A 13,310-nucleotide genomic window follows, 5' to 3' on the forward strand; every position below is an offset into this window, starting at 1 on the left:
GGCTGGCAAGCCTTTTTTGTTTGTTCAAGCTTCTAAGATTTTCGTTGCAATACTATCTACTTTTATATTGCCATAAACAACACTAATTCTTTCCATGCTAAAAACATATCCTCAACCTCTTCTTCTTAAGTTAATTATTCCTTTAATGATGTCAAGCTACTCTATCATACCTGTATTATATACTAACTACAATTTATTAATACTGAACATTTTATGCTAATGATAAGAAGATTCCATGAAAAAACCTCCGAGAGAGCGGTTAGGCTATCTCGGAGGTTGAGCGATTTTTGAGCGAAACGGTTATTCTATCTTATTACTGTTAAAAGCTTTAAACTTATCTTTCTTCACTTGTCAAGTATAGAGTGTGTAAGCCAACACCTGGTTCGTTTGGATCTGCACCGATAGTGATATCGTATGCGCCAACACGGTCATGAACTGGGAATGTTGCTGTACGGAATAGTGTAGGAATGACTGGTAGTTCTTCCATGAAGTACTCTTGCCAATCTCTGAAGACTTCCGCACGCCATTCAGTGTCAAATCCTTGCTCACTTAACATTTGCTCCATGAAGGCATCGTTTTCTTCTGTTGCCCAACGAGTGTAGTTAAATGGAGCTGTACGTCCGTATAGCCCATCAGGAGTTGGGTCAGTACCTGTTCCCCAAGCAGCTTGGTAGATATCAATGGCAGGGTCATCTGCTTCAACACGGTCATAGAAGGAGTTAAACTCATGTAGACGTCCTTCAAGTAGTTGAACATTAAGTCCAATGTTTCTCCATGATTGCATGTAGTACTCAGCAATTGGTTCTGCAACTTCTCCACCAGACATAGAAGCGAAGTTAATAACTAACTCTTCTCCTTCTGGCGTTTCACGGAATCCATCTCCATTTGTATCTACATATCCAGCTCCTTCAAGAAGTTCAATGGCACGTTCTGGATTATGTGGGTATCCTTCTAGGTCTTCGTTGTGGAAATCAGCGAAGTTAGGGATGATTGGAGAGTTAGCACGACGACGTAATCCTTGGTAGAAACGAGCACCAACAGCATCGTTGTCAATTGCATAAGCCATTGCTTGTCTTAAGTCTCTGTTAGCCATCTTAGCATCTGGGTTAGGAACAACTTGTGCTGGCTCTACTACGTTACCTTCAGCATCTGTTTGCGCATCTTGCCACTCACCCAATTTGAAACCGATATAAGTGTATGAGTTTTCTGGTTGACCTAAAACTGTGTAGTTTTCAATGTCAGCATAGTTCTCAAACTGGTCAGTAGGCATACCTACAAAGAGATCAAACTGTTCGTTTTCCATAGCTGCTACAGCTGTAGTAGTAGGGATAACTTCTAGTTCAATACGCTCTATGTTAGGTGTTCCCAAGTAGTAATCATCAAATCTTGTGTAAGATACTGCTTCACCAGGTACAATGTTTTCTACCTTGAATGGACCGAAACCGATTGGTCTTTCACGAATTTCTGGTGCTGATTCTAATTCAGCTACTGGAATATGTTCCAAGTAGTGACGAGGAGCAGCAGAAGACCAAACTCCACCACCAGCTTGTAGCATTTGTACCCCTACAGATTGGTATTCAATTTCTAAAGTTAATTCGTCTAGTATACGTACACCTTCAATAGAGTCTGCTTCACCGTTTTTGTATGCTTCCATACCAACGATATTAGCAAGGTCTGAACTATAACGAACGCCTGTGTAATCTGGGTGACCAATAATTTCTAAGGCAAAGGCTACGTCACTTGCAGTAACAGGTTCGCCATCATGCCATAAAACGCCCTCTTTAACTGCAATAGTTACAGTATTATTTTCTTGATCAAGTTCGAATGTTGCTGCACCTGAGTCATCAATTTGATAGTTTTCATCATATCCTAGTAGTGTTCCCATTGTATAACTCATAACGGTTGCATCTGGGGCACCAGTGTATAACTCCCAGCTGAAGATTCCTGTAAATGGTGAATCTGTTACGAAACCAATACCTAACGTTCCGCCATCAATTGGATCGCCTTCGTTTTCAACACGTTGTTCAAATTCAACTGGTGCAGGACCGTCAGCTTGTTCGCCGTCAGTTGTCTCACCGTTTTCGTCGGTGCCAGTATCTGTTTCTTCCCCCGTATCTGGCTCAGTTCCACCGTTACCAGTGTCAGTACCTGAATCTGTACCCCCGTTACCACATGCTGCCAAGATGAAAGCGACAGCTGCAGTACTTGCTAGCATGCTATACTTCTTTTTGTTTGACATAACTATTCTCCCCTTCTCTTATCCTAGTCGTTGTTTAGCGTCTGCCGCACGTTGTAAAGCACGACCGACGTAGTTTATACACAGCACTAGCACTAAAATAAGTGCAGAAGCTGGTAACCAAACCCAAGCTTTATTCTCCAGAATATCTGGATTGGTGGCATAGGAAACTAGTGTACCTAAACTTGGTGTTCCGGAAGGTAATCCGAATCCTAGGTAGGTCAAGCCTGTTTCTAAGCCGATACTGCCTGCAAAGTTCAATGTTAAGTTAACAATAATCAGTGAACTGATATTAGGCATCATTTCTCTAAGCATAATAATAATTGATGGTGTTCCCATTGTTTTGGAAGCACTAATAAAATCAAGTCGACCAACTGTTAACGCTCGACCCCTGATAAAACGGGCCTGACCATGCCAGTTGAATAAAATTAATATTCCTGCGAACGTAAACACGTTGTAGCTCGGTACCAAAGTGATGAAGATAATAATAATCATCAGCTGTGGAAGAATCATGATAAAGTCGATGATACGCATGAGCACATTATCAACCATTCCAGCATAGTAAGCTGCTAAGATTCCGACTACAATACCGATAATACTCGTTACCACTGTTACTGACCAACCTAAGGTAAGTGAGTTTCTAGCTCCAATAAGTAGTAGCCCGAAAATATCTCTTCCCGCTGAATCTGTCCCTAGGATGTACCGTGTCCCTTCAAAGGCAGGGTCTTCACTAAAAGACATAGGTGGTAAATAAGAGTCCCATAAGCTTACTGTAGTAACCACATCTTGATCAACAATGAATGACCAAATAAATATTGTAACCAATAATACTACTAATAATATTAAAGAACCTAACGCAAGTTTATCTCGTGCAAATTCCCGACTGATAACTTTAAAACCCATCGGTGGAGTAGAAGCCGCCATGTTATCCGATAAGACTGCTGCTTCTGCATCTTGATTTGCTGCCATAAGATTCATTCATTCCCTTCTATTAACTTTACATTAATTAATCAATTCTGATACGCGGATCTACAGCCATCAGTATCAAGTCGGACAATAATGTCCCTATTAAACCTAAAAATCCGTAGAACAAAACTAATACGAATATGACACTGTAATCTCGTGTATTAATTGATTGCAGGAATAAATAACCCATTCCACTATAAGTAAAGATTTGTTCAATAAAGATAGATCCTGTAAATACTCCAACAATTGTGTAGCCTAAACCGGAAGCAATGGGTAAAGATGCGTTTCTAAGAATATGTCTCGTATACACTTTCTGGATTGGTACACCTTTGGAACGTGCCGTTTTTACATAATCTGAAACTTTTGCATCAATAATTTCACTTCTTAAATACTGAATGATAGATGTCGTTCCAAGTACTGCCGTCGTGATTGCGGGCAGGATAACATGGTAGACTTGACTACTGAACACTTCCCAGGTCGTATTCGCGTTAACACTGACACTTCCTCGAGCCGGGAACCACGCTAAGTTGTATCCGAAAATATAAACCATGAGTAATGCCAAAACAAAGGTCGGAATGGCAAAGCTGACAAAGTTATAAACTAAAACAGCTTTATCAAGGATAGACTCATTATATCTTCCAGCCAAGATACCCAATGGTAAACCAATCGCATACGTTAATATAATTGATACAATGGATAATCTGACTGTATTGCCTAATCGACCAGCAATAACTTGAGTAACGGGACGTTGGAAGTTAAAGCTTCGTCCAAAGTTTCCTCTTAAAGCATCCCCCATCCAGTCAACGTAACGAACAGGAAGTGGATCATTAAGTCCGTATGCTTCTCTCATCGCTTCGATTTGAGCTGGATCTAAGTTCGGATCAACAAGTCCCGTAAACGGGTCCCCTGGCATAAAGTCAGCCAGTATAAAGATTAAAATACTTAAAATAAGAATTTGAGGGATCATGAGTAACAAACGTCTTATAATTGTTTTCCACATAACTAGATTCCCCCTCCTTTATTAATCGTTTCATTTAGTAAGGAAGAGTTCGGTTCATTCGGCTTTAAAGCAACAAAGTGATTATCACCAAATGGTTGAAGGTCGTATACTCGTCCCTCGGAATCATAATAATTCGTTTCCTGTGCAGTATATTCTGCTTCCACTCGTTGTCTTTCCACTTTATGGGCCGCTCGTGTCGTAGGGTCCATATCTGGAATAGCTGAAAGCAATCGTTTCGTATAAATATGCTGTGGGTTACTATAAATTGCTTTTTTGGACCCTTGTTCAACAAAACGTCCTTTATGCATAATAGCAATATCATCGGCCATGTGCTGAACTACTCCCAAGTCGTGAGAGATAAATAAATAACTCAAATCATATTCTTTTTGAATACGTCTCATAAAGTTTAACACCTGGGCTTGTACGGATAAATCAAGAGCTGAGGTAGGCTCATCTGCAATAATCAATTTTGGATCAGAGGCTACCGCTCGGGCCACACCGATTCGTTGACGTTGTCCACCTGAAAATTCATGCGGGTATTTATACATCGCTTCAGGTCTCATGCCAACTATTTCAAGTAGATCTACGACCCTTTTTTTAATCTCATCAGGTGTGTAATCAAAATAATTACGCATGGGTTCAGCCATTACATCAAGGATTCGTTTTTTAGGGTTCATAGACGACGTTGCATCTTGAAAAATCATTTGAACGTCTTTGTTATAATTTGCATATTTCTCTTTCCGACTTCTTGCTTTATTTGTAACATTTTGGCCTTCGTAGAAAATCTTTCCAGATGTTGCTTTTTCGAGACCAATAATTGTTTTACCAATCGTGGTTTTTCCTGAACCGGATTCTCCAACTAAGCCATATGTCTTACCACTTTCAATAGTTAAGTTCACACCATCTACAGCTTTTACATAGCTTTGTATTGTGTTTAAGATACCACCACGTACTGGGTAGTGTATTTTCAAATCTTTGACTTCAATAAATCCCATACTAGTGTGCCTCCCCTTCAAAGTGGAAATGTTTCCAACAAGAGCATCTCACTTTATGATTGGGTGACACTTCGTGCAATACTGGATGTTCTTCGTGTGCCTCTGCAGGTATCCAAGGAATACGTGGAGCAAATCTGCATCCTTTTCTTGGAAGTGTCTGAAGTGATGGTACAGTTCCTTGAATCACGTGCAACTCTTCTTCATCGTCATCCAATTCATGAGGAATGGAGTTTAATAATGAACGAGTATAAGGATGTAAAGGATTGGCGAATAGTTCTTCAACAGGTGCTTCTTCAACGATTTGACCAGCGTACATAACGGCTACTCTATCAGCTGTTTCTGCAACAACACCCAAGTCGTGAGTAATAAGAATAATTCCTGATCCTGTTTCATTTTGAATATCTAACATTAAGTCCAAAATCTGAGCTTGAATGGTTACATCCAAAGCTGTGGTCGGCTCATCTGCTATGATAATTGGTGGCTTGTTCGCTAATGCAATCGCGATAACTACCCTTTGTCTCATCCCGCCCGATAACTCGTGTGGGTAAGCTTTCATAATTTGTTCTGGTCTTGGAATACCTACTTGGTTTAATAACTCAAGCACTCGCGTCATACGCTGTTCTTCATTTAAATCTGAATGGTATTCAAGTGATTCTCCGATTTGGTCTTTAATAGTCATCAATGGATTCAATGACCCTAAAGGATCTTGGAAAATCATTCCTATATCGTTACCTCTAATACGGTTATACAGTTTTTCGTTTAAATCAAGGAGGTTCAAGTCTTTATACAGGACTTCTCCTTTGATTTTAGTATTCTTTGAATCATGAAGTCCCATGATTGATGTTGCAAGAGTAGATTTTCCACATCCGGATTCTCCTACAATTGCTAAGATCTCATTGTTTTTTAACGTTAGAGATACTCCATCTACTGCGTTATGGTATTCATCACCAAAACGAAAACCTGTTTCCAAATTGTTAATCTCTAACAAGCTGCGTTCGACGACCACTAGTTAACCTCCTATGCTATCCTTCTCACTTTAAAACTGAGAAGATTACTAAACTTTCATTTGTTTCTAATCAAAAGCTTAATAATATAAATCGAATTATACAATGCATTTACTAATATAGCAATGCTTTTTTTAATTTTATAACAATTAGTTAAATTTACAATAGTGTTTTATCATTATTCTCTAATTTAATTTGAGTTTGACAAATACTGTTCATATTTATTACATGCGGTCGTGAATATAATCGACTGCTTTTCCAACTGTAGTAATTTGCTCAGCGTCTTCATCAGAGATTTCATTACCAAACGTATCTTCCAGTTCCATAACCAATTCCACTATATCTAGAGAATCAGCCCCTAAATCATCTTTAAAGGTTGTGTCTCGATTAATTTTACTCTCATCTACGCCCATCCGCTCAACGATGATTGCTTGAACTTTGTCGAAAACTTCTTCTTTAGTCATGTCTTCTGCTCCTCGTCTCTTTATCTGTCTCTCTGTTACGTCTTTATTATAATTCGCTTACTAAATCTTCATTTAATTCACAATTGTTATTGTATCGCATTCGTTTTGTAATTTCCATCACTTTTTGAAATTTAGTGACTTTTATAGTGAATATTATGAGAGTTTTATTAACAAGCACTAATCTTTATTATCAAAATAATGGATTAAATCGGGCAACATATTGGTTTTTAACATCTCTCTCGTTTGTCTAATGGTATGGTAAACAGGTTCGGCAGTAGCGGATCCATGCGTTTTTATAACTGGTGCATTCAAGCCGAATAATACTGCGCCTCCGTATTTTGAATAATCTAACACATCTTTTAAAGATTTTAAACTATCCTTTAAAAGGATGCCACCAATTTTTGATTTCATTCCGCTATTCATAATGGAATCTTTTAGTAAGCCCATCATAGACAAGGCGGTTCCTTCAATTGTTTTTAATACAGCATTTCCAGTGAAGCCGTCTGTAACGATGACATCAGCTACGCCATTTAAAATATCTCTTGCTTCCACGTTACCAATAAAGGTTATAGAATCATTGGCTTTTAATAATTGGAAGGCTTCTTTAGATACTTCATTTCCTTTATTTTCTTCTGTACCGTTATTGAGTAGGCCGACAGTCGGCTGCTTAACCCCGTGAACATGTTTGGCGTATTGAGAAGCTAGTGTCGCATACTGGTTAATGTTTAATGGTTTTGAGTCGGCATTCGCTCCGACATCTATCATGTTAAATACAGACCGTTTATCCGATAATGATGGAAAAGTTGCCAATAAGCCCGGACGGTCAACGCCTTTGATTCTCCCTACTATTAATGTACCTGAAGCGAGTAAGGCACCCGTATTCCCTGCAGATATCAACGCATGATTCTCACCTGATTTGACTGAGTGAGCCGCTTTAACCATAGAAGATTCTTTTTTACGTCTGATGGAACGAACGGGGTCATCTTCACTAGAAATCACTTCCTCAGAATGAACAATTTCTATATTTGGAAGATTTTCTTCCAATTCATTTCTGATGGCATCTTCTTTTCCATATAATACTACTGTTATATCTTTAAATTCTTTTGCAGCGCGCACGCTACCTTTAACTATTTCTTTGGGTGCATGATCTCCGCCCATTGCATCTACCGCTATTCTCATGTTTTCACCTTCCTGTTTAATCTAACTGGGTATTAATCTAACACAAACAGATGACTCGCTTCTATACCTACTTCTTGCCTGATTAATTGGTATTCCTCACTTTCAAAAAAGACTTTTGAATTGAGTAATAGTGACGCCTTATGCCTTGCTTCTTCTAAGATAGGGAAATCCTCTACAATATCGCCCATTTTAAATTGAGGGATACCTGATTGTTTCTTACCAAACAAGTCACCTTGGCCTCTCATTTCTAAATCTTTTTGACTGAGTACAAAACCATCTGTTGTTTCTGTAATAATCTTCATCCGCTCAGCACCTTTTTCACCTTTTGGATTGGCAATTAAAATACAAAAAGACTCTGTGCTTCCACGTCCTACCCGTCCTCTTAACTGATGTAACTGTGCCAAGCCAAAACGGTCCGCATCATGAATGACCATTAAAGATGCATTGGGTACATTGACCCCTACTTCAATAACGGTTGTTGATATTAAGACTTGAAGATGATTATCTTTAAAGGCTTGCATAATATCATCTTTTTCTTTAGCGGGCATCTTGCCGTGCAAAAGACCTACGTTGATACGTGGCCCTAAAATCTCTTGATAGGTCCGGTGAAGAGCCGTCGCATTTTCTAAATCCATCATTTCAGACTCTTCAATTAATGGACTAATCACATACACTTGATGACCTTTATTCAGTTCTTTTTTCAAAAAGCCTATCATCCGGTCAAAATGTTTCGGTCTAATCCAGTACGTTTTTATAGGTTGTCTGCCCGCTGGCATCTCATCAATGATTGAGACATCCATTTCTCCATAAGCGGTGATTGATAAGGTACGGGGAATCGGAGTAGCGGTCATAAACAAGACATCCGGGTTCAAGCCTTTTTCTCTTAAGGCCTTTCGTTGATTGACCCCAAACCGATGCTGCTCATCTGTGATGACTAAGGACAAATCTTTAAAGAAGACATCGTCTTGAATGAGGGCATGCGTCCCTATAATACAATCGACTGTGCCATCTACTAAACCTTCCAATATGCTGTCACGTTCTTTTTTCTTTGTCGAACCTGTCAGCAACTCCACACGAATGGCTGTCTCTTTAAACATCTCGTCTAGAGACTCCTTATGCTGGGTAGCTAATATTTCAGTTGGAGCCATTAAAGCCGATTGTTTATCCGCTGTTTTAGCCGCTAAAATAGCTGCCGCTGCGACAACTGTCTTTCCGCTCCCCACATCACCTTGCAGTAATCGAAACATCTGACCAGGTGATTTAATATCCTTACAGACTTCATTAACCACTCGCTTTTGAGCATTGGTCAGTTCATATGGAAGAGATGCAAAAAATGCCTTCAGCTTCTCGACATCATAATCAATACTCAAGCCAGCCTGTGCTTGCTTTATCTGCTTTTTCATCCAACCAAGTTTCATTTGGTATAAAAAGAATTCTCTGAAAATAACTGAATACCTAGCTTTCTCTAGTTCCCACTCGTGTTCAGGGAAGTGCATTAAGTATATGGTATCTTTTAAAGGCAGGAGATCGTGTTCCTTTAAAAAAGGTTGAGGGAAGCTATCGTCAATATACGGATGGTATATTTCCCATGCAGCTTTAATAAGCTTTAAAATGGTCCCTTGCTTAATGTATTTACTTGTAGAGTAGATCGCTTCCCTAGCCGCACCTTCTGCTACTTGAGGGAGTATTTTTACTCCATTCAGCTGTTTTCTCACACTATCCCATTTTCCAAATACTTTTATGTCTTTGCCCGCTTCTATTTGGTTTTGCAAATAAGGTTGGTTAAAAAACACAACAGATACAATCACATGGTCGCAGTTCATTCGAAAGGTTAATCGGTTTTTCCGTCTGCCAAAATGAGTGACGACACCATCTGAAATGGCCACCCCTTCTAACACTACTTTTTCAGTGTCTTCTATATCTTCTATAGACTTAACAGTTAAATCCTCATATCGAAAAGGATAATGCGTTAATAAATCCATGATGGTTCGAATACCTAAATCTTCAAGCGCTTCGACTCGTTTCTCGCCTACGCCGGGAAGTTTAGTAACCGAATCGTTTATAGATACATCCACATCTGTCCTCCTCTCTCTCTTTAAAGTGATCTTATATAATAGAAAGAGCCCTAGTGTTCATATTAAAGCCATGAACAGTTAGGTAACACTCCCATAATAATAAAAAAGAATAGAGAAAACAACAGAAGAATGAGTTGTTTCTCTATTTCTCTTTTATTCTACTGATATTAAATAATGATAGACCGGTTGCCCACCTTCGTGAACCTCAACTTCTATTTCAGAATAGTTTTCTTCCAAATAATCCGTTAGTGCTTCAGCTTGTTCCGTGCTTCCCTCTTCACCGATTAATATCGTGACGATTTCACTGTCGTCATCTAACATGTCTTTAATTGTATCGACTGTCACGTTAAACAAATCATTAGCAGATACCTTTATGTTTCCATCAACAATACCCATAAAATCATCTTTTTTAATAGCCAAGCCGTTAATTTCTGTATCTCTCACCGCAAAGGTGACTTGACCAGATTTAACATGGCCCAACTCTTCAGTCATTGTTTCCTTGTTTGTAGACAGATCGGCTGTTGGGTTATAGCCAAGCATTGCCGTCAAACCTTGCTGAATGGTTTTCGACTCGACAACAGCTGCGTTACCCTCTATGACTTGAGTGGCTTGTTCAGCTGCCATAAAGATGTTTTTGTTGTTAGGTAAAATGATATAGTTTTTAGCGGGTACACTTTCCATCGCTTTTACAATGTCTTCTGTACTTGGATTCATCGTTTGTCCGCCTTGAAGTACGCAATCGACTCCTAGACTTTCAAACAATTCTTTCAAACCGTCTCCAGCTGCAATCGCAACGATCGCAAAGTCTTTAACAGGCGTCGCTTCTTTCGTCGTTGTATCATCTGACAAAGCTGAATGCTGTTCACGCATATTATCTACTTTAATTTTCATTAACGAACCAAATTTTTGACCATAGTTCATGACTTCACCTGGTCTTTCGGTATGCACGTGTACTTTAATTACTTCTTCATCTGCAACGACTAATAAAGAATCACCCATTTTATCTAAGTAATTCCTAAATTCTTCGTAGTCAAATTCACTTTCTACTGTTTCGCCTTCACCTCTACGAACCATGATTTCTGTACAGTAGCCAAACTCGATATCTTCCGTATTTAAATGTTCATGGACGCCTCCGCGGTGGTGTTCTGCACGAACCAACTCCTGTAAATCCGTTTCTTCTTCTTTTGGCTCTTCGCCAGTCATTGAAGACAAGAATCCTTCATAAATGTAAACCAATCCTTGACCACCACTGTCCACTACCCCTACCTCTTTCAGGATAGGCAGTAAATCTGGAGTCTTTTTAAGTGAACGCTTCGCCGCACTTAGTACAGTCTCCATGACTTCGACAACGTTGTCTGTTTCCTCGGCTTTTTTCACTCCTGCTCTAGCTGAATGACGAGCAACGGTTAGAATCGTTCCTTCTACTGGTTTCATGACTGCGCTATAAGCTGTGTCTACTCCACCTTGAAAGGCTTGAGCTAGATCTTTAGCAGAGAGCTCAGTTTTGCCTTCTGCTGCTTTTGCAAAGCCTCTAAATAACTGAGACAAGATAACGCCTGAGTTCCCTCTAGCCCCCATCAATAACCCTTTAGCTAAAGCTTGAGTAACGTCTCCCATCCGATCACTCGTTGACTCTTTAACAGCAGCAGCGCCACTGGTAAAAGATAAATTCATGTTCGTTCCAGTATCACCATCTGGTACAGGAAAGACGTTCAATGAGTTGACATATTCTGTATGTTTTTCGAGACGCTGTTTCCCCAGCACCACCATATTTTTAAATTGACTCGCTATTAAATTCTTATCATCCACTTTTTTACTTCCTCCTTTGCCACAAAACTCGTGACGTTGGCTTACAAAATAGCCTGAACTTTAACACCTTGAACAAATACATTAACCGAAGTTGCTTTAATACCTAAATCATTCTCTAGTTGATAAGCTACTCTTTCTTGGACATTCTTTGATACTTCAGTAATTTTTGTCCCGTAGCTTACAATAATATGCACATCAATGGCAATGTCTTCTTCCTCTTGACGGACAATGACTCCACGAGAGTAATTATCTCTGTTAAGAATCTCGTTTATGCCATCTTTGACCTGATTTCTGCTGGCCATCCCTACAACGCCAAAAATCTCTGTTGTTGCACCGCCAACCACAGTGGAAATGACGTCGTTAGACATTTCAATTGTTCCAAATTCAGAGTTTAATAAAATGCTCATTCTCTTTCCCCTTTCTCTTACTTATTCATTCATTTATTTATCAGTTGCTTTGATATTCAAACATATTTTAGCATACCGTACGCAATAAAAAAAGACAAGCCTTATAAAGCCCTACTTGAGCGGTTTCTCTCCTGTAGAATCTTATTCTATAATCTAATTGATATTGTGAAACAGCTTCTCTTAGTATACACTGTTATGGAAGGAATTTACAGTTTGTATTTGCATAAAGGCAGACTTCTTTACACTTTCCTTCTATGGATTAGGCGTTTTTCAATCAGCTGTAAAGTAAAAACACTTGATTGAATATGAAAAAATACTTGCGTCTTACTCAGAAATATGCTATTTTATATAAGTATGATTTAGCTTTGTAAGTAGGAGCTATGCACGAAGGAGGAGAAAAAATGGCTAAAGAATGTTATATTACTGGACGTAAAGCTAGAAGCGGAAATAACCGTTCACACGCTAACAACAAATCAAAACGTCGCTTTGCTGCGAATCTACAAAAAGTTCGTATCATGATTGATGGAAAACCTACTAAAGTATGGGTATCTGCCCGCGCTTTGAAATCAGGTAAAGTTGAACGCGTCTAATTTAAGATTAACATAAAGCCGGTATACACTACTTTCAGTGTCTACCGGCTTTTTATGTTTTATTTATTATAAGATCTAATCTCCAGTTGACAAAAAATCTGTCGTCGATGTCAAATCAATTGAGTTCACTGGGTCTCGGAAAACTCTCGGTCCATATTGAATCAACTGATACTCGCCATCTTCAACCGCTATCGTTAATAACTCTTCTTCTTCATCAAAAGACATTGTGTAATCAGCATACGTCTCCATATGTGTAAACGGAGTCGTGTACCGATCGATTTGTGTATCTATGCCATAATAGGTTAGTCCTTTGTCTTCAAAACTTAAAAATGTACTTCCTTCAATCGTTAAAGCAAAAGCTTCACCGTCTTCTAACGAATCTTTGATTCGTTAGAAGACGGTTTGTTCATTGCTTGTGCATCCCATTAATAAAGAGACCATTAATATGCCTAACGTTATCATTCGTTTATTCAGCTTGATCACCCTCACTTCCTTTTGCTTACTCTGTCATATTAATTTGATTCTACTATATTTTTTTCAAAACAACATATGTTAAGTTCTTGTTGTCCTATACTAATTTATTTT

12 protein-coding genes are annotated in these 13,310 nt (G+C 38.9%); 1 reads left to right on the forward strand and 11 read right to left on the reverse strand.

Going from position 1 to position 13,310, the window contains the following annotated elements; all coding sequences use genetic code 11:
* Positions 1–334 precede the first annotated feature (334 nt).
* From C3945_RS00005 to C3945_RS00050, 10 genes are all read right to left on the reverse strand, one after another.
* Complete coding sequence (locus tag C3945_RS00005) at positions 335–2,239, reverse strand: oligopeptide ABC transporter substrate-binding protein (protein ID WP_161877627.1); 1,905 nt, start codon at positions 2,237–2,239, stop codon at positions 335–337.
* A gap of 18 nt (positions 2,240–2,257) precedes the next feature.
* Complete coding sequence (locus C3945_RS00010; RefSeq protein WP_161877820.1) at positions 2,258–3,205, reverse strand: ABC transporter permease; 948 nt, start codon at positions 3,203–3,205, stop codon at positions 2,258–2,260.
* A gap of 37 nt (positions 3,206–3,242) precedes the next feature.
* Positions 3,243–4,202 (reverse strand): ABC transporter permease, encoded by a 960-nt coding sequence (locus tag C3945_RS00015; protein WP_161877628.1) that lies wholly within the window; start codon positions 4,200–4,202, stop codon positions 3,243–3,245.
* Positions 4,203–4,204: 2 nt separating this feature from the next.
* Complete coding sequence (locus C3945_RS00020; RefSeq protein ID WP_161877629.1) at positions 4,205–5,197, reverse strand: ATP-binding cassette domain-containing protein; 993 nt, start codon at positions 5,195–5,197, stop codon at positions 4,205–4,207.
* A 1-nt stretch (position 5,198) separates the two neighbouring features.
* On the reverse strand, positions 5,199–6,203 hold the full coding sequence (locus C3945_RS00025) for an ABC transporter ATP-binding protein (protein WP_161877630.1): 1,005 nt from the start codon (positions 6,201–6,203) through the stop codon (positions 5,199–5,201).
* 222 nt (positions 6,204–6,425) lie between these two features.
* A complete protein-coding gene (gene acpP / locus C3945_RS00030; protein WP_161877631.1) occupies positions 6,426–6,665 on the reverse strand; it encodes an acyl carrier protein in 240 nt (79 codons plus the stop codon).
* A 177-nt stretch (positions 6,666–6,842) separates the two neighbouring features.
* Complete coding sequence (gene plsX, locus C3945_RS00035) at positions 6,843–7,844, reverse strand: phosphate acyltransferase PlsX (RefSeq protein WP_161877632.1); 1,002 nt, start codon at positions 7,842–7,844, stop codon at positions 6,843–6,845.
* 32 nt (positions 7,845–7,876) lie between these two features.
* Positions 7,877–9,919, reverse strand: coding sequence for an ATP-dependent DNA helicase RecG (gene recG, locus C3945_RS00040; RefSeq protein ID WP_161877633.1), 2,043 nt, complete (start codon positions 9,917–9,919; stop codon positions 7,877–7,879).
* 153 nt (positions 9,920–10,072) lie between these two features.
* Entirely contained in the window at positions 10,073–11,728 is a 1,656-nt protein-coding gene (locus C3945_RS00045) for a DAK2 domain-containing protein (RefSeq protein ID WP_202623253.1), read from the reverse strand.
* 41 nt (positions 11,729–11,769) lie between these two features.
* Positions 11,770–12,135 carry an Asp23/Gls24 family envelope stress response protein gene (locus C3945_RS00050; RefSeq protein WP_161877634.1) on the reverse strand — a complete coding sequence of 122 codons (366 nt, stop codon included), beginning with the start codon at positions 12,133–12,135 and terminating at the stop codon, positions 11,770–11,772.
* A gap of 401 nt (positions 12,136–12,536) precedes the next feature.
* On the opposite strand from C3945_RS00050, the gene rpmB reads away from it, so the two are divergent.
* A complete protein-coding gene (gene rpmB, locus C3945_RS00055; RefSeq protein WP_161877635.1) occupies positions 12,537–12,725 on the forward strand; it encodes a 50S ribosomal protein L28 in 189 nt (62 codons plus the stop codon).
* Positions 12,726–12,800: 75 nt separating this feature from the next.
* Here the strand turns inward: rpmB and C3945_RS00060 are convergent, their stop codons facing one another.
* Entirely contained in the window at positions 12,801–12,950 is a 150-nt protein-coding gene (locus C3945_RS00060; protein ID WP_161877636.1) for a hypothetical protein, read from the reverse strand.
* Positions 12,951–13,310 lie beyond the last annotated feature (360 nt).

It is taken from the genome of Alkalibacterium sp. MB6, assembly GCF_009935905.1.
Lineage (GTDB): Bacteria > Bacillota > Bacilli > Lactobacillales > Carnobacteriaceae_A > Alkalibacterium.

What these genes read in the sequence shown, in the direction of transcription:
- rpmB (WP_161877635.1), top strand. Translation starts at nt 12,537, where the DNA reads ATGGCTAAAGAATGTTATATTACTGGACGTAAAGCTAGAAGCGGAAAT.
- C3945_RS00010 (WP_161877820.1), bottom strand. Translation starts at nt 3,205, where the DNA reads ATGGCAGCAAATCAAGATGCAGAAGCAGCAGTCTTATCGGATAACATG.
- C3945_RS00015 (WP_161877628.1), bottom strand. Translation starts at nt 4,202, where the DNA reads ATGTGGAAAACAATTATAAGACGTTTGTTACTCATGATCCCTCAAATT.
- C3945_RS00005 (WP_161877627.1), bottom strand. Translation starts at nt 2,239, where the DNA reads ATGTCAAACAAAAAGAAGTATAGCATGCTAGCAAGTACTGCAGCTGTC.
- plsX (WP_161877632.1), bottom strand. Translation starts at nt 7,844, where the DNA reads ATGAGAATAGCGGTAGATGCAATGGGCGGAGATCATGCACCCAAAGAA.
- C3945_RS00020 (WP_161877629.1), bottom strand. Translation starts at nt 5,197, where the DNA reads ATGGGATTTATTGAAGTCAAAGATTTGAAAATACACTACCCAGTACGT.
- C3945_RS00050 (WP_161877634.1), bottom strand. Translation starts at nt 12,135, where the DNA reads ATGAGCATTTTATTAAACTCTGAATTTGGAACAATTGAAATGTCTAAC.
- C3945_RS00060 (WP_161877636.1), bottom strand. Translation starts at nt 12,950, where the DNA reads ATGTCTTTTGATGAAGAAGAAGAGTTATTAACGATAGCGGTTGAAGAT.
- acpP (WP_161877631.1), bottom strand. Translation starts at nt 6,665, where the DNA reads ATGACTAAAGAAGAAGTTTTCGACAAAGTTCAAGCAATCATCGTTGAG.